Below are 16,522 nucleotides of genomic sequence, written 5' to 3' on the forward strand. Positions count from 1 at the left end.
ATTGACTGCAACCTTCCCGGTATCCGTCTGCTGTCTCTCCTCCAGCCCGCCCTGCGCGGGCTGTTGCGGTTTTCAGCTTCCCCGGCATCGGTCTCGGCCTGACCATCAATGGATATCCCACCACTCTTCAAACAAGGCGCTTCGGCCCGCGCCCGCGCAGGCTTTTTCGCTCTGATCTCGATCATCATGCTGGTGGTCGATTCGCGCATGCATGCCCTGACCATGGTGCGGCAGGCGGTCGGCACCGGTTTGTATCCGTTTCAGGTCGTGGCGCTGATCCCGCGTGATGCCGCTTACAAGGTGGGCGACTATTTCAATTCGCTCAACGCCTTGCAGAAGGAAAACGACGCGTTGCGCCGCCAACAGGCGATGAACGCGCAATTGCTACAGCAAGAGCGTCAGATGGCGGCAGAGAACACGCAACTGCGCAATTTGCTGAGCATGCAGCAGCGTATTCACAGCAAATCCATCGTTGGCGAAATCCTGTACGACGCGCGCGATCCCTTTACGCGCAAAATCATCCTCAATCGCGGCTCGCAGCAAGGCGTAGCGCCCGGCCAGCCGGTGATCGACGATGTCGGCATCGTCGGCCAGGTGACGCGTGTGTTTCCGTTTACGTCTGAAGTGACCTTACTGACCGACAAGGATCAGGCCATTCCGGTTCAGGTCTTGCGCAATGGTTTGCGCAGTGTTGCCTACGGTCGCGGCCAGTCCGGCGTGCTTGACCTGCGTTTCATGGCTGCCAATGCCGACATCCAGAAGGGCGACGCGCTGGTGACATCTGGTATCGATGGTGTGTATCCCCCGGGGTTGGCTGTGGCCAGCGTGCTGCAGGTTGAAACCAAGTCGACCGATGCTTTCGCCCACATCGTTTGTTTGCCGGCTGCAGGTGTTGACCGTCACAAGCAATTGCTGATCTTGCTGGTCGAACAAACCGTGGCGCCGCGTCCGGATCCGGAAGGTGCTGAGAAGGCGGACAAGCTGCTCAAGCGCCGTTTCCGCGATAGCGCGAAAGAGGGCGAAGCGGTGCCTGCCAAGGATGCGCCGAGCGAAGAACGCAAGGGACAAGCCCCGACCGCTGCTCCGGCTACACCGGCTGCAGTAGCAACGGTAGCGCCTGCCGCACCAGCGGCTGCATCAGCAGCGAAACCAGCTGCGCCGGCTGCAGCCAAACCAGCGGCCACCGCTGCGACATCTGCGACTCCAGCCGCCGCACAACCAGCCAAGAGCACCCGATGAACGATCCCCATTACATCCTGCTGCCGGCGAATCCGCTTTTCATCGCGCTGAGTCTGATCGCGGCTTTTCTGCTGAATCTGCTGCCTTGGGGGCAATGGGTCGGCGTTCCTGATTTCGTCGCGCTGGTGCTGGTGTTCTGGGCCATTCATGAGCCGCGCAAGATCGGTATCAGCATCGCCTTCATGATGGGCCTGTTGATGGACGTCAACGAAGCCACATTGCTCGGCGAGAATGCGCTGGCTTATACGCTGCTGTCGTATTTCTCGATCATGATCCACCGCCGCGTGCTGTGGTTCCCGGTCGGTACGCAGGCACTGCATATCCTGCCCCTGATGTTGCTGACGCAAGCTGTGCAACTGCTCGTGCGCCTGATGGTCAGCGGCAAATTCCCGCATTGGTATTACTTCAGTGAGAGCTTTGTCTGCGCGCTGTTGTGGCCGCTGGTGACATGGCTGCTGCTCGCGCCGCAACGACGCGCGATCAATCGCGACGATAACCGTCCGATTTGACCGGCGAAGCGGCATGACTGAATTCAAAAACACCGAGCATGAACTCAAGCTCTTCCGGCTACGGCTATTCGCTGTGGCAGTGATGGTGCTCGTGTGTTTTGGTTTTCTGACCGCACGCTTCATCTGGCTGCAGATCGTCCGACACGATGCGTATGCGGCGCAGGCGGAAGAAAATCGTATCTCGGTGGTGCCGATCGTGCCGAACCGCGGCCTGATTCTGGATCGCAACGGCGTCGTGCTGGCACGCAACTATTCCGCCTACACACTGGAGATTACGCCCTCGAAGATCACTATAGGTCTCGATGAGCTGGTTGATGAACTCAGCACGCTGGTCGATATCCAGCCCAAGGATCGGCGCCGCTTCCGCAAGCTGCAGGAAGAATCCAAAAACTTTGAAAGCCTGCCGATCCGCACGCGCCTGACCGACGAAGAAGTCGCCAAGTTCACCGCGCAGCGCTATCGTTTCCCCGGCGTTGATATTCAGGCGCGCCTGTTCCGCCAATATCCTTACGGCAAAACTGCCGCGCACGTGATCGGCTACATCGGCCGCATCAGCCAGCGCGACGCTGATCGCATTGCGGATTCCGACGACGAAGCCAACTACAACGGCACCGACTACATCGGCAAGGAAGGCCTGGAAAAGAGCTACGAAACTCAGCTCCACGGTACTACCGGTTACGAAGAGGTCGAAATTTCCGCCGGCGGCCGTGCCGTGCGTACCCTGTCGCGCACGCCCGCCAGCCCTGGTCAGAACTTGATTCTGTCGATCGATATCGAGCTGCAAAAAGTGATCGAAGAGGCTTTTGGCGACCGCAAGGGCGCTCTGGTGGCGATCGACCCGTCCACCGGCGACATTCTGGCCTATGTCTCGCAGCCATCGTTTGACCCCAATGTCTTTGTTGAAGGTATCGATCAGCAAACCTGGGACGAGTTGAACAACTCTCCCGATCGTCCGCTGATCAACCGTCCTTTGTCCGGCACTTATCCGCCAGGCTCGACCTACAAGCCCTTCATGGCGCTGGCGGCGCTGGAACTGGGCAAACGCAAGCCGACCGACACCATCCGCGATCCCGGCTTCTTCTGGCTCGGCAACCACAAGTTCCGCGACGACAAGGAAGGTGGTCATGGTGTGGTCGACATGTACCGCTCGATCGTGGTGTCTTGCGATACCTACTACTACATGCTGGCGAACGATCTCGGCGTCGACGCCATCCATGATTTCATGAAGCCGTTTGGTTTCGGCCAGATTACCGGCATCGACTTGGAGCACGAGCGCAAGGGCCTGTTGCCGTCGACGACCTGGAAGAGCAACGCTTATCGCAAGCCGGAGCAGCGCAAGTGGTACGCCGGTGAAACCATTTCACTGGGTATCGGCCAGGGTTACAACGCGTTCACACCGATCCAAATGGCCCACGCCACGGCGACGCTGGCCAATAACGGCATCGTCATGAAGCCGCATCTGGTCAAAATGATCGAAGACGGTGTCACGCATGAGCGCACCGTGACCGTGCCGAAGGAAAGCTATCGCATTCCGCTCAAGCAGGAAAACATCGACGTCATCAAGCAAGCCATGGTTGGGGTGAATAAAGAAGGTACCGGCGCGCGCGTCTTTGCCGGCGCCGAATACACGTCGGCCGGTAAGAGCGGCACCGCACAGGTGGTATCGATCAAGAAGAACGAGAAGTACGACGCCAAGCGCCTGGCAACACATCTGTTGGATAATGCGTTGTTCACGGCGTTTGCACCGGCCGACAAGCCGCGTATCGCCTTGTCGGTCATCGTCGAAAACGGCGGTTGGGGTGCGGAAGCCGCGGCGCCGCTGGCACGCAAGGCGATTGACTTCTATTTGCTCGGCAAGCGTCCCGGCGACAAGGCCAAGGCCGCCGCCAAGGATAGCGAAGTCGCCACCCCACCTGCAACAGACGCGGTCGGCAACGATCTCAGGGACTAGGAAAGCCTGTTATGAGTTTGCACCGACCGCCTCTCTGGCAAATCATCAAACCGCATCTGGCGGTGTTTGACGGCGCATTGTCGCTGATCATTTTCCTGATCATGTCGGTCGGCATCGTCACGCTGTATTCCGCGGGCATGAACTTCCCCGGCCGTGTCGAAGATCAGCTGCGCAATATTCTGGTTGCCTTCATCGTCATGTGGATTGCGGCAAATGTCTCGCCGCAGACCCTGTTGCGCTTCGCCGTGCCGATCTACACCATCGGTGTAGCGCTGCTGATTGCCGTGGCGGTGTTCGGTATTGTCAAGAAAGGGTCGCGGCGCTGGCTCAATATTGGTATGGTCGTACAGCCATCTGAAATCATGAAAATTGCCATGCCGCTGATGCTGGCCTGGTACTTCCAAAAACGCGAAGGCATGATCCGCTGGCCAGTGTTTTTGATCGCGGGGTTATTGCTGGCAGTGCCGGTCGGCCTGATCATCCGCCAGCCGGATCTCGGCACCGGCGTGCTGGTGCTGGCGGCAGGTTTCTATGTCATCTTCTTTGCGGGCTTGTCGTGGAAGGTGCTGACAGGATTGGTTGTGGCGGGTGCCGCCAGTCTGCCGGTGATCTGGTCGGTACTGCATGACTATCAACGACAGCGCGTGATGATGCTGATTGATCCGACGTCCGATCCACTGGGCAAAGGCTTCCACATTATTCAATCGACCATCGCTATCGGTTCCGGCGGTATCACCGGCAAAGGCTGGCTGATGGGTACGCAGACGCACTTGGAATTCATTCCGGAACGCACCACCGACTTTATCTTTTCGGTCTATTCGGAAGAGTTCGGCCTGATCGGCAACATGATCTTGCTGGTGCTGTACCTGCTGCTGATCGGTCGCGGCCTGATGATTACCGCCAATGCGCCGACGCTGTTCACGCGACTGTTGGGCGGCGCCATCACGATGATCTTCTTCACTTACGCCTTCGTGAACATGGGCATGGTCAGCGGCATCTTGCCGGTGGTTGGCGTGCCGTTGCCGTTCATGAGTTATGGCGGCACTGCGCTGGTCACGCTCGGGCTGGGCGCGGGAATTCTGATGAGCATTCAGCGCCATCGCAAGCTGGTGCAGACTTAGCGCGATCCATCCGGGAAGTTTCTCTTTGTAACGTCAGTTTCTCCTGACAGACATTTCAGAGATGCTTCCGATACTCTGGTATCGTTGCGCTTGCCTATGTTTGCAAGCCTGATAAAACTAACAAGTCTGGGAAGATTGCAATGCGAGTTTTCTTTGCCCCTGCGGCACATACCGCGCACTCCGCACGCCTGACGCACCTGATACGCTTGGTACGTCCATCGAGCCTGCTACCTTACGTGCGTTATGCGCGTTACGTTGCCATTCTGACACCGCTGGCGCTAGCCGCTTGCAGTAGCGCACCGCCCATGAACACAGCTTCGCCTTCTCCGACCGCCTCGACGCCGGCGGCGCGTACCGCCAACGGCAAGCCATTGCCTGCATTGCCGGCGGCTGGTTCGGGGCGTGGTGGTTATTACAAGGATGACGGCCCGGGCGACCAGCCGCCTGACGGCTTGCTCGATACGCCCGACGCCGACCCCAAGGTCGAACCTTTTTCCAAGGCGGGTAGCCGTCCTTACGTCGTATTCGGCAAAACCTACACGCCGATTACCGATGACCGCCCGTTCAAGCAGCGCGGTATCGGCAGCTGGTACGGCAAGAAATTCCACGGTCAGAAAACCTCGTCGGGCGAACTCTACGACATGTACAAGATGACGGCCGCGCATCCGACCTTGCCGATCCCGTCCTACGCGCGCGTCACCAATCTGAAGACCGGCGCGCAAGTCATTGTGCGCATCAACGACCGCGGGCCATTCCATTCGACCCGGATCATCGATTTGTCATACACCGCCGCGCTGAAACTGGGCTATCTGTCGTCGGGTAGCAGCGAGCTCGAAGTAGAGCGCCTGCTGCCGGATGAAATCAATCGCATCGCGGAGAACAAGCGCAATGGCATCACGACGACGCCCGTGCCGGTGAATGCTGCTAATAACGCGAATGTTGCGAATGTTACCAATACTGCCCCTGCAACATCAGCGGTGACGGTAGGCAGCGTCGCACCGCAAGGGCAGATCATGCCGATTTCGATGACGACATTGCCGCCAGCGGCGCAGGCAGCCGGCGGTGGCTCAAATGGCGAATCTGGAACAGCAGGTACTTCCAGCGCGCAATTGGCCAGCGGTTTTTACCTGCAGTTTGGTGCGTATGCTCAGGAAGCCAACGCCCGCAGCGCGCGCGACAAGCTGATGCAGAACCTCAGCGGCGCGGTCGACAAGCTGGAAACCGTTGTCGTCAACGGCCTTTATCGTTTGTACGCAGGGCCTTACTCCAGCCGTCCTGCGGCGATGGATGCGGCACAACTGATTCGTCAGCGCGCTAACGTCACTGGCTTCGTGGTCGAGCGCTGATGCGCGCGCCGGCATATTCGTATTGATTATTTGAAGGAGGGTGCATGCATCCCTATTTGTTGCTGGGTATCGCCATTGTTTCGGAAGTCATTGCTACTTCCGCCTTGCGCGCCTCCGACGGCTTTACCAAGTTGATTCCCTCGGTAGCGGTGGTGGTCGGCTATGCGTTGGCGTTTTTGTTCTTGTCGATGACGCTCAAGACGATTCCAGTCGGCATCGCTTACGCGATCTGGTCCGGCCTGGGTATTGTCCTGATCTCGATCGTGGCATATTTCGTCTACGGACAGACGCTGGATACCCCGGCCATCATCGGCATGGCGCTGATTCTGGCGGGTGTGCTGGTGCTGAACCTGTTCTCGAAGTCGACGGCGCACTGAGTCTTGTAAAAGATCAGATGCGCCTGATTTATTCGGCCGCGTCCCGCAACTGCAAAGCGCGCTCATAGAGCGCGTTTTTCTTTTGGCCGGTGATTTGCGCCGTCAAGGCAGCCGCTTGTTTGACGGGCAGCTCCGCCAGCAGAATCTGCAGGATGCGCTCGGCATCAGCATCCGCGACCGCATCTTCACCAGCAGTCGCACCTTCCACCAGAATGACGAATTCGCCACGCTGGCGATTGGCATCTGCTGCCAGCCAGGCCGGCGCATCGGCCAGAGCACAACGGTGAATGCTCTCGAACAGCTTGGTCAATTCACGCGCCAGCACGATCTGGCGTTGCGGACCGAAGGCTTGCAACAAGGCGTCGACGGTTTCCACGATGCGATGCGGCGCTTCGTAAAACACTAGCGTGGACGGATCCTGTGCCAATTTCAACAAGGCAGTTTCGCGCTGCTTGCTCTTGTTTGGCAAGAAGCCGACAAAATGGAATTGATCATTGACCAGACCACTGGCCGACAAGGCCGTCACCGCGGCCGACGCGCCCGGCAAGGGGACGACAGTCAGGCCGGCGGCGCGTACCGCTTCCACGATGCGTGCGCCGGGATCGGATACCGCCGGCGTACCGGCATCGGAGACCAGTGCAATACGCTCGCCTTGCTGCAAGCGCGCAATGATTTTGTCGGCGGCTTCGCGCTCGTTATGCTCATGTGCCGCAATGAGCGTCTGGCTGATGCCGTAGCGCGTCAGAAGGTGGCTGGTATTGCGAGTGTCTTCGCAGGCCACGGCATTCACAATCGACAAGACGTGCAAAGCGCGCAACGTCAGGTCGCAAACATTTCCGATAGGCGTAGCCAGCACATATAATGCCGACTCAGGATAGGTCTGCTGCGCGGCTTCCGCCAGGACGGACGAAGCAAGAGAAGTGACGGATGCGACGGATGCCGCGTGTGCGTTCGAGTTGGGGTGACTCATTGGAGAAGATCATGTTGGGAAAATGGGCGAAAGTCATCTTGCTGACCGCGCTGCTGAGCGGATTGTGCGCTTCCGTGCAGGCATTTACAACCGTTACTGATGGCGCCGCAGTTGTTACCCCGCCCGCTGCTCAGCCTGTTCCGCCTGCTGCAGCGTCAGGAAGCGCAACAACGGCATCGACACCTACAACAGATTTTGGCGTACTGCCTGAGAATAACCAACCGCCCGTGCGTATGGCGTTGTTACTGCCATTACGCTCCAGCGTGTTCGGCGCGGCCGCCGATGCGGTGCGTACCGGTTTTCTGACTGCATCCGAGCGCAAAAAAGACAACATCGTTATCACCATCATCGAAACCGGTGATTCCGCCCAGGAAGTCCTCAACGCCTATAACGACGCCTCCGGCAAATACGACATCATCGTTGGTCCTCTGTCGCGCAGCGCAGTGACAGCCCTGGTACAGTCGGCCGCCGTGCGCAAGCCGACCATTGCGCTGGGCCAACCCGATCTGCCCGACACGGCCGATCAACGACTGCCGCGCCAGATGATCATGATGGGATTGTCGATTGAAGAAGAAGCGCGCCAGGTTGCCGCCTGGGTCGAGCATGAGAAGACGCCCGGCAAGATCTTTGCCGTGTCGACCAACATCGCCTGGCAGCGCCGGGCAGTGAAAGCATTTACTCAGCAGGCGCGTCAGCAAGGGATGGCCGTGGAAAACCTGGAACTGAGCGTGCCCAACAATGCACTGAGCGCAACCGGTCTGGCACAACTTGGCCAACGCATCCAGGCGGAAAAGCCGGCTCTGCTGTTTGTTGCCCTTGATGCAGCGCAGACCATCCAGCTGCGTAGCGCCATCGGCAACGACATCGCGCTGTACGGCACTTCACAACTCAATCCGTTGACCCTGACCACCGCCACCGCTGCCATCAATGCAGCAGCAAATAATGCTGCTGCCAATGCCGCCACCGGAACTCCGCCCGCACCCGACAATCGTTTGCCCGAGCTCGACGGTGTGCATCTGGTCGATATGCCGTGGCAATTGCAGGCGGATAATGCCGCCGTCATGGCTTATCCACGTTCCGTTGCCAATAACGACGTCAAGCAGAACGCCGATCTGGAGCGACTTTACGCGCTCGGTATTGACGCTTTCCGTGTCGCCAATGAAATTGCTCAACAGCGTTCTGGCTTTGATATCGACGGCGTGACCGGTCAGATCACGGTCAACATGGCAGCCGGTGCGACCTATTTCCAGCGCAAGGAAACCCAGGCCGTCTATCAGGATGGTGTCGCCGTGCCGGTCGCCAATCAGCGTTGATCGGCCGGGCATGGCGTTGTTTGACCGCTTCCGCTCCGACAGTACCAAGCGCACCAGCAAGCAAGTCAGTGGCGATGCGGCTGAAGACGATGCACTGGCATTCCTGATAAAACAGGGTCTGGTCGAGGTAGAGCGCAATTTCCGCTGCAAAGGCGGCGAAATCGACCTCATCATGCGCGAGCGTGACACCATCGTCTTCGTTGAAGTGCGCAAACGCAGCAAAAGCGACTTCGGTGGCGCGCTTGCCAGTGTCACCCGTACCAAACAAAGACGCCTGATCATTGCCGCACAAGTCTATCTGCAGCGCTATCGCATGCCGCCGGACTGCCGTTTTGACGTCATCGGCTATGACGGCGAGCAGATGACTTGGCTGAAAAATGCCGTAGAAGCAATATCTGAAGCATTTTGATACGCTTCTTTACCCCCCTCACCGGGGTGGAGCAGGCCAACTACACTATAATTGGCGAGCCTGTTGCCGTTGCATACAGGGTTGAGGCGCATCTTTTCCTCTCCCATGCCGGCGACCTGACCGGGACGAACCAGGGACTGTCGTTCTTCATGCACTGTTAAATACTCTCGTACCATGACTAATCAACGTATCCTCTCGCACTTTCAGGAAAGTGCCGAACTCAAGCTCCACGCCGGTTCCGTGCTGGCGCAGCCGATTGAGCAAGCGATTGAACTTATGTTCACGGCGCTGTCGAATGGCAACAAGATTCTTGCCTGCGGCAACGGTGGCTCGGCTGCAGATTGCCAGCATTTTGCGGCTGAACTGGTGGGACGTTTTGAACGTGAACGTCTGCCGCTGCCGGCGTTGGCGCTGACTACCGACACGTCGATCCTGACTGCAGTCGGCAACGATTACAGCTATCTGGAAATTTTCTCGAAGCAGGTGCAGGCCTTTGGCCAAGCCGGTGACGTCTTGCTGGCCTTCTCGACGTCGGGTAACTCCGGCAACGTGCTGGCTGCAATCGAGATTGCTCAGGAACGCGACATGCGCGTGGTGGCGTTGACCGGTAAAGGCGGTGGCGCCATCGGCAAGAAACTTACCGACGCCGATGTGCATATCTGCGTGCCGCATGACCGTACCGCGCGCATTCAGGAAGTACATCTGGTGACTCTGCATTGTATTTGCGACGGTATCGATGTCGCGCTATTTGGAGGTGATGTGAATGAATGATGTCAAGGCAGGTTGGTTGAAATGGCGTCGTCCGCTGGCGGCAGTTGCTGTCGGCGGCATGCTCGCGATCGGGCTGCAAGGCTGCTTCGGCGTGCTCGCCGGTGGCATGCTGGCAGGTACGTTCGCGGCAACGGATCGCCGCACGCTGGGTGCGCAGACCGAAGACAAGTCGATTGTCGTCAAGGGTGAAGCCAATATCCCTGACGTAGTCGCCGCTGGTTCTCACGTCAACGTGACCAGTTTCAACCGCAAGGTCTTGCTCTCCGGTGAAGTGCCTGACGAAGCATCGAAGGCCGCTGCCGAGCGCGAGATCAAAGGCCTGCCTAACGTCAACGGCGTATTCAATGAACTGGTCGTCTCCGGTTCTTCCGGCTTCTCGGCGCGTTCAGGCGATGCGCTGATCACCAGCAAAGTGCTGGCCAGCCTTGTGGATGCCAAGGATCTGTACGCCAGCGCCTTCAAGATCACCACCGAACGCGGCATCGTCTACATGATGGGACGCGTGACCGAACGCGAAGGCAAACGCGGCGCCGACATCGCCGCTGGCGTCAGCGGCGTGCAAAAGGTTGTGACCCTATACGAATACATTTCGGAAGAAGAGCTGAAGCAATACATCAAGCAACCTCCTCCGGATCCGGCCAAGTAGTCAGGGCAAGCAGGAACTGCTCTGACGCTGCCATGTCTGATTCAGGTCAGGCGCCCAGGAACAACCGAAGCAAGACAAGAGCCGCCGATGTCACCGACACCGGCGGTTTTTTTATGGCGTTGTTATCCGGAAAGCCGGCTCCGGCACGAAGCAGAAAGCGCGTCTATAATGGATCGACAGCTATATCTGAATTATTGCCATATTGACAATTCAGGTGGACAAGACAACAAGCAGTATTCAGCAGTACCCACACCGGAAAAGACATGGAAGCCCAACAAGCCACCAGCTCAGTTACTCCCGCAGCTCCGCGCAGCCGCCTCGCGCTCAAGCTTGGCGGTGCCGCCGTCGTTGCCGCGATCGCATTGTTCGGCTACACCTCGCTGTCGGCGAAGAACACCGCGCCCGACGTGACCTTCATCAAGCTCGACGGTCAAAAGGTCGCCCTCAAGGACTTGCGCGGCAAAGTTGTCATGGTCAATTTCTGGGCGACCAGCTGCACCACCTGCGTGGGTGAAATGCCGCAGATGATTTCGACCTACAACAAGTACAAGGATCAAGGGCTGGACTTCGTCGCCGTCGCGATGAGCTACGATCCACCGAACTATGTACTCAACTATACCGAGACGCGCAAGCTGCCGTTCAAGGTTGCGCTCGATCCGCAAGACACGCTAGCCAAAGCTTTCGGTGACGTCAAGCTGACACCGACGACTTTCGTCATCGGCAAAGACGGGAGCATCCTGAAACGCTATGTCGGCGAGCCGCAATTCGCTGAATTGCATCAGTTGCTGGAAAAGGCACTGGCCGCCTGATCATCGGCATGCACCTGCATCAAATAAAAAAGCGCCGGTTCGATACCGGCGCTTTTTTCATGCCTGCAGTTTTATCGATGCTACCGTCAGAACTGTTCCCAATCCGCTTCCGCAGATGATTTTGAAGAAGGCGTTTGTTTCAGTTTCGGAGGCGTTGCAGCCGCAACCTTAGCCGGCTTGCGTGCAGGGGTGATGTCGACTGTACGCAGCGTCGGCTGCGGCGCCAGACGGGTATTGTCCAGCTTGAAGACGCTGACCACCTGCGTGAGCGTTGTCGCCTGATCCTGCAGTGACTGCGCGGCGGCGGCGGCTTCTTCGACCAGTGCCGCGTTTTGCTGCGTGGTCTCGTCCATCTGCGTGATAGCCTGATTGACTTGCTCGATGCCGTCGCTTTGCTCCTGGCTGGCCGAGCTGATCTCCGCCACGATGTCGGTCACACGCCGCACGCTGGCGACGACTTCCGTCATGGTGGCGCCGGCTTGTTCCACCAGCTTGCTGCCGGAGTCGACCTTTTCCACCGAGTCGTCGATCAGCGTTTTGATTTCCTTGGCGGCGGCAGCCGAGCGTTGCGCCAGACTGCGTACTTCGGATGCCACTACAGCGAAGCCGCGCCCTTGTTCTCCGGCGCGGGCGGCTTCCACTGCCGCGTTGAGCGCCAGAATATTGGTTTGAAAAGCGATACCATCGATCACGCTGATGATGTCGACGATCTTTCTCGACGAAGCGTTGATCGCGCCCATGGTATCGACCACCTGACCGACGACACTGCCGCCTTGCACCGCGACCTCGGATGCAGATACGGCCAGTTGATTGGCTTGGCGTGCGTTGTCGGCATTCTGCCTGACGGTGGAGGTCAGTTGCTCCATCGCGGATGCTGTTTCTTCCAGTGAACCGGCCTGGCTCTCAGTGCGGGCCGACAAATCAAGATTGCCGCTGGCGATTTCACTGGAAGCGGTAGCGATCGTGTCAGTGCCGCTGCGCACCTGCCCGACAATATTGAGCAGGTTGTCGTTCATGGTCTTCAGGGCCTGCAGCAATTTGCTGGTTTCATCCTTGCCGCTGCCGTCGATGTGCGAGGTCAGATCGCCCGACGCCACTGTCTCGGCAATGCTTACCGCTTCATTGAGAGGACGTGTGATGCTCAGCGTCAGCAGCCAGCCAAGAATACCGCCCAGTACCAGTTCGATCACGCCCAGCGTCAGCAACAGGCTGCGTCCCGACTGATAGCTGTCGTTGATGTGCTGGGCGGAGCGGTCAATGAGCTGGGTCTGGTAGTCGGCGTACTTCAGTACGCTGCCGGAATAGTCGTCCATCATCTTGACCAGTTTGGTGTTGGTCAATTGCTTGGCTTCTTCGGCGTTGCCGGCCGCCTTCATCTTGAAGATATCTTCGCGCGTGTTGCGGTACGCGGCACGCAGCTTGCCGACGTCGTCGAACAATTGCTTTTCATCCGGAGAAGAGATCGCGGTCTCTACGCGTTTCTGGATATCGCTGACCTTCTTCGATTCGGCATCAATCTGGGTCTGGAAGAATTTCTGGAATTCGGCATCATCACTACGCATCACGGCGAAAGTGCGTACACCGTTTTCCTTGATTGCCGCATGCCATTTCGACGCGTCGCGTTCTTTTTGCAAGGCATTTTTGACCATGTCGTCGGTGGCGTCACCGATGCCTTGCAGCCGCCAGACGCCGATGCCGACCATCACCGCCATCAGCATTAACATGGCGACGAAGCCGATACCAAGACGTACGCCAATTCTGAAGTTTTTCATGCCGGTCTCCTGTCCGTATCTCCGGTGCTATTGATGGCGCCGGTCGCGGTTTATATTCTGCGCCTTGCGGCGCAGGCATCGATGTTTCTTCTTATTGGATGATCCAGCGTATCACAGGGCACAGGCACCAAATCGCAGGATAGTCACCCTTTGCCGTGCCTGTTAATGCTTTATCAAGATCATCGGCAGCATGTGCCGATAACTTTACACTGCCGCTGACGATGATTTAATGCAACAGTGACAACGGCCCGCTATAATCGAATGCTTGGAAAGTGCAACACGGCAATGCGCAGATCAACACCGCCATACCTTTCACCCAAATGACAATAAAACCGGACACGGCCGCGCATGCCGTGGAAATAGAAAAACTGACGCAGTCCCTGGTGCGCGAGCGCGATGCACGCATGCAATCCGACGCCCGCCAGGAAACCCGTCTGCGCCAATTGCAGCTGCTGGAAGCCGTCGCAGTTGCCGCCAATCAGACCGACTCCGTCGAAACGATTCTCCAGTTTGCCGTCGATGAAATCTGCCGCTATACCGGCTGGCCGCTGGGACACTGCTATCAGGTGCGCAAGACTGGTAGCCAGGCTGCCCTGGTGTCGGCAGACATCTGGTTCGGCGTGACACGCCCCGAATTCAGTGCCTTCAAGTGCAAGACCAGTGATCCGCAATTTCAGGTTCAAAAGGATTTGCCGGGACGCGCCTTCAAGGAGGCCGCGCCGGTATGGACCGTCAATATCGGCGTCGATCGTGAAGCGCCGCGCGCCGATGTCGCGCGTGCGGCCGGTATCAAGGCCGGTGTCGCTTTCCCGGTATTGAGCGGCGGCGAAGTCGTTGCCGTGCTGGAATTTTTCTCCGATCGCGTGCTTTCGCTGGACGACAATCTGCTGCGGCTGATGAGTCTGATGCGCCAGATCGGCAGCCGTATCGGCCGTGTCGCCGAGCGCCGCCAGAACGCGTTGCGGCTGGTCCACGACGCCTCGCATGACGCCCTGACCGGCTTGCCCAATCGCACACTCTTTTTGCAGCAGCTCGATCTGGCGCTGCAACGCCAGTGGGAAGACGACAACGCCGGTTTCGCCGTGCTGTTCATCGACCTTGACCGCTTCAAGATCGTCAACGACAGTCTCGGTCATCTGGCCGGCGATCGCATGATCATTCAGGTTGCTGCGCGTCTGAAAAACGCGGTTCGTCCGGATGTCATCGTCGGTATGGCCGGTGCCGAGACTTCCGCGGCCAATTCGAAATACACGCTCGCGCGCATGGGTGGTGACGAATTCACCGTGCTCCTGCGCGACATTCCCGATGTTGGTGAAGCAGAGCGGATTGCCGAGCGTATTCAGCTGGCGCTGGCCTTGCCCTTCCTGATCCGTGATCAGGAGATTTACGCCAGTGCCAGCATCGGTATCGTCTTCAGCGATGTCGGCCATACCCTGGCCGACGAAGTATTGCGCGACGCCGATCTGGCGCTGTATCGCGCCAAGGCCGTCGGCAAGAGCCGCTACGAAGTGTTCGACCGCAGCATGCGTAAAGGCGCGGTCAGCCGCCTGACGATAGAGACGGCGCTGCGGCACGCGCTGAAGAACAATGAGTTTGTGCTGCATTACCAACCGATCATCGAACTGCAGGCCGGCACCATCGTCGGCGTCGAAGCATTGGTGCGCTGGCGGCGCGGCGCGGACGAGCTGGTTTATCCGGGCGACTTTATTGATGTTGCGGAAGACACCGGTCTTATTTTGCACATTGGCATGTGGGTGCTGCGTGAAGCCTGCCGTCAGATGCACGAATGGCATCAGCAATTTCCGCGCGCCAAGCCGCTGACGATCAGCGTGAATATTTCACCGCGCCAGTTCGTGCAACCCAATCTGGTCGATCAGATTCAGCAGATCATCAAAGAAACCGGCATCGATCCCAATACGGTGCGCCTCGAGATCACCGAGAGCGTCACTATGGGCGACGTTGAACGTACGATCAAGATCCTGTCGCAGCTACGCGCTTTGGGCGTACGTTTCAGCATTGATGATTTCGGCACCGGCTATTCGTCATTGAGCTATCTGCATCGCTTTCCGTTGGATGTATTGAAGATCGATCGTTCCTTCATCATGGGCATGAAGGAAGACAAGGAGCGCCTGCAAATCGTCGAAACCATCATGACGCTGGCGCGCAATCTCGGCATCGAAGTAGTGGCAGAAGGAACGGAAACGGAGATGCAGGTTGATCATCTGCGCAATCTCGGTTGCGATTTCGGGCAGGGATTTTTCTTCTCGCGCGCACTGGCTGCGGAGACGATTACGGATCTGCTTTACGTCCCGCATCACGTGCTGGAAACCGCCTACGTCAATTCGCTGCAGGCGCTGGAAGAGTAATCAGATCCTGCGGAGGAATCGTAGCGATCCGGTCGGCAGCAGTACGCAAATCGCAGCACTGAAGATCAGCACAAAGCCCAGCATGTCCGGCGTGCTCGGCCGTTCACCCAGCAACAGTACTGCGCCGCTAACACCGACCACCGGCACCAGCAGCGTGCCGAGCGCGGCGATGCCAGCGGGCAGCTTGGCGATGATTTCAAACCACAGGATGTAACCGGCAGCCATGCCGAAAAAGATGTGGTACGCCAACGCGCAGATCACCGGCAGATGCAACGCGCCCGGATGCGGCCAGCCCTCAAAATACAACAAGCCGGTCAATGCCACCAGCGCGCCGATCAGCAATTGCCATGCTGCGATCGCCAGCGGTTCGGCATTGATCCTGGCCCATTTCATGTAGACCGTTCCTGCCGCCCATGTCACTGCTGCCGCCAGCGCGTACAAAATTCCATGCGGCAAGCCGCCGCCAATCAGCGGAGAAATCAATACCGCCAGACCGCCCGCACCCAGCGCCAGTCCCATGCTGCGTACGCGATCCAGCTTCTCGCCCAGTGCAATGCGCGCAAACAGTGTCGCCCACAGCGGCATCGAGTAAGTGATGATCGCCACGCGCGAGGTCGCCGCGCCGAGCTGTGCAAAAGTCAGCAGGATGTTGAACAGCGCGATATTGAGCAGGCCGGTCATTACGATATGCACACGGTCACGCGAGCCGATATGCAGCGCGCGTCCGCGCACCAGCGCCAGCACGAACAGCGTACACGCTGCCGCACCGAGCCCGATGGTGCGCAGCGTCCACGGTGACACGCCGCTCAGTGATATTTTGACGGCCGGCCAATTCAACCCCCAGACCACGCCGAGGACAAGCAGCAAGAGCTTGGCTCTGCCGGTGTCCTTGCGGCTCTGGATGCTTGTCTGTGGCATTAGCA

The 16,522-nt window shown here is 58.4% G+C and carries 15 protein-coding genes; 12 read left to right on the top strand and 3 right to left on the bottom strand.

Annotation, left to right across the window (positions count from 1 at the left end):
• The first annotated feature begins 108 nt into the window (after positions 1–108).
• The 6 genes from mreC (at position 109) to PQR63_RS07375 (ending at position 6,543) form a co-directional block, all read left to right on the top strand.
• Positions 109–1,239 carry a rod shape-determining protein MreC gene (mreC, locus tag PQR63_RS07350; RefSeq protein ID WP_408166928.1) on the top strand — a complete coding sequence of 377 codons (1,131 nt, stop codon included), beginning with the start codon at positions 109–111 and terminating at the stop codon, positions 1,237–1,239.
• Complete coding sequence (gene mreD / locus PQR63_RS07355) at positions 1,236–1,748, top strand: rod shape-determining protein MreD (RefSeq protein WP_094562021.1); 513 nt, start codon at positions 1,236–1,238, stop codon at positions 1,746–1,748. Before mreC ends, mreD begins: the two co-directional genes overlap by 4 nt.
• A gap of 13 nt (positions 1,749–1,761) precedes the next feature.
• Positions 1,762–3,699 (top strand): penicillin-binding protein 2, encoded by a 1,938-nt coding sequence (gene mrdA / locus PQR63_RS07360; RefSeq protein ID WP_408166931.1) that lies wholly within the window; start codon positions 1,762–1,764, stop codon positions 3,697–3,699.
• Positions 3,700–3,710: 11 nt separating this feature from the next.
• Entirely contained in the window at positions 3,711–4,820 is a 1,110-nt protein-coding gene (rodA, locus tag PQR63_RS07365; RefSeq protein WP_408166933.1) for a rod shape-determining protein RodA, read from the top strand.
• A gap of 140 nt (positions 4,821–4,960) precedes the next feature.
• Positions 4,961–6,166 (top strand): septal ring lytic transglycosylase RlpA family protein, encoded by a 1,206-nt coding sequence (locus PQR63_RS07370; RefSeq protein WP_408166935.1) that lies wholly within the window; start codon positions 4,961–4,963, stop codon positions 6,164–6,166.
• A 44-nt stretch (positions 6,167–6,210) separates the two neighbouring features.
• Positions 6,211–6,543, top strand: coding sequence for an SMR family transporter (locus PQR63_RS07375; protein ID WP_408166937.1), 333 nt, complete (start codon positions 6,211–6,213; stop codon positions 6,541–6,543).
• 28 nt (positions 6,544–6,571) lie between these two features.
• On the opposite strand, the gene rsmI is transcribed toward PQR63_RS07375, so the two are convergent.
• Complete coding sequence (gene rsmI, locus PQR63_RS07380; RefSeq protein WP_408166940.1) at positions 6,572–7,513, bottom strand: 16S rRNA (cytidine(1402)-2'-O)-methyltransferase; 942 nt, start codon at positions 7,511–7,513, stop codon at positions 6,572–6,574.
• A gap of 11 nt (positions 7,514–7,524) precedes the next feature.
• Between rsmI and PQR63_RS07385 the strand changes: the two genes are divergently transcribed.
• From PQR63_RS07385 to PQR63_RS07405, 5 genes are all read left to right on the top strand, one after another.
• Positions 7,525–8,826, top strand: coding sequence for a penicillin-binding protein activator (locus PQR63_RS07385; protein WP_408166941.1), 1,302 nt, complete (start codon positions 7,525–7,527; stop codon positions 8,824–8,826).
• Between the two features lie 10 nt (positions 8,827–8,836).
• Entirely contained in the window at positions 8,837–9,235 is a 399-nt protein-coding gene (locus tag PQR63_RS07390) for a YraN family protein (protein WP_408166943.1), read from the top strand.
• Positions 9,236–9,409: 174 nt separating this feature from the next.
• Positions 9,410–10,006 carry a phosphoheptose isomerase gene (locus PQR63_RS07395; RefSeq protein WP_094562029.1) on the top strand — a complete coding sequence of 199 codons (597 nt, stop codon included), beginning with the start codon at positions 9,410–9,412 and terminating at the stop codon, positions 10,004–10,006.
• Positions 9,999–10,652 carry a BON domain-containing protein gene (locus tag PQR63_RS07400; protein ID WP_408166945.1) on the top strand — a complete coding sequence of 218 codons (654 nt, stop codon included), beginning with the start codon at positions 9,999–10,001 and terminating at the stop codon, positions 10,650–10,652. The genes PQR63_RS07395 and PQR63_RS07400 overlap by 8 nt, the downstream gene beginning before the upstream one ends.
• Before the next feature lie 263 nt (positions 10,653–10,915).
• Positions 10,916–11,461, top strand: coding sequence for a peroxiredoxin family protein (locus PQR63_RS07405; RefSeq protein ID WP_408166947.1), 546 nt, complete (start codon positions 10,916–10,918; stop codon positions 11,459–11,461).
• Between the two features lie 86 nt (positions 11,462–11,547).
• Here the strand turns inward: PQR63_RS07405 and PQR63_RS07410 are convergent, their stop codons facing one another.
• Positions 11,548–13,233 (bottom strand): methyl-accepting chemotaxis protein, encoded by a 1,686-nt coding sequence (locus tag PQR63_RS07410; protein ID WP_408166949.1) that lies wholly within the window; start codon positions 13,231–13,233, stop codon positions 11,548–11,550.
• Positions 13,234–13,586: 353 nt separating this feature from the next.
• Here PQR63_RS07410 and PQR63_RS07415 point away from each other — a divergent pair, with 353 nt between their 5' ends.
• A complete protein-coding gene (locus PQR63_RS07415; protein ID WP_408166951.1) occupies positions 13,587–15,599 on the top strand; it encodes a bifunctional diguanylate cyclase/phosphodiesterase in 2,013 nt (670 codons plus the stop codon).
• Here the strand turns inward: PQR63_RS07415 and PQR63_RS07420 are convergent, their stop codons facing one another.
• Positions 15,600–16,517 carry a DMT family transporter gene (locus PQR63_RS07420; protein WP_408166952.1) on the bottom strand — a complete coding sequence of 306 codons (918 nt, stop codon included), beginning with the start codon at positions 16,515–16,517 and terminating at the stop codon, positions 15,600–15,602.
• Between the last annotated feature and the right edge of the window lie 5 nt (positions 16,518–16,522).

The organism is Herbaspirillum rhizosphaerae (assembly GCF_046025915.1).
GTDB lineage: Bacteria > Pseudomonadota > Gammaproteobacteria > Burkholderiales > Burkholderiaceae_D > Herbaspirillum > Herbaspirillum rhizosphaerae_A.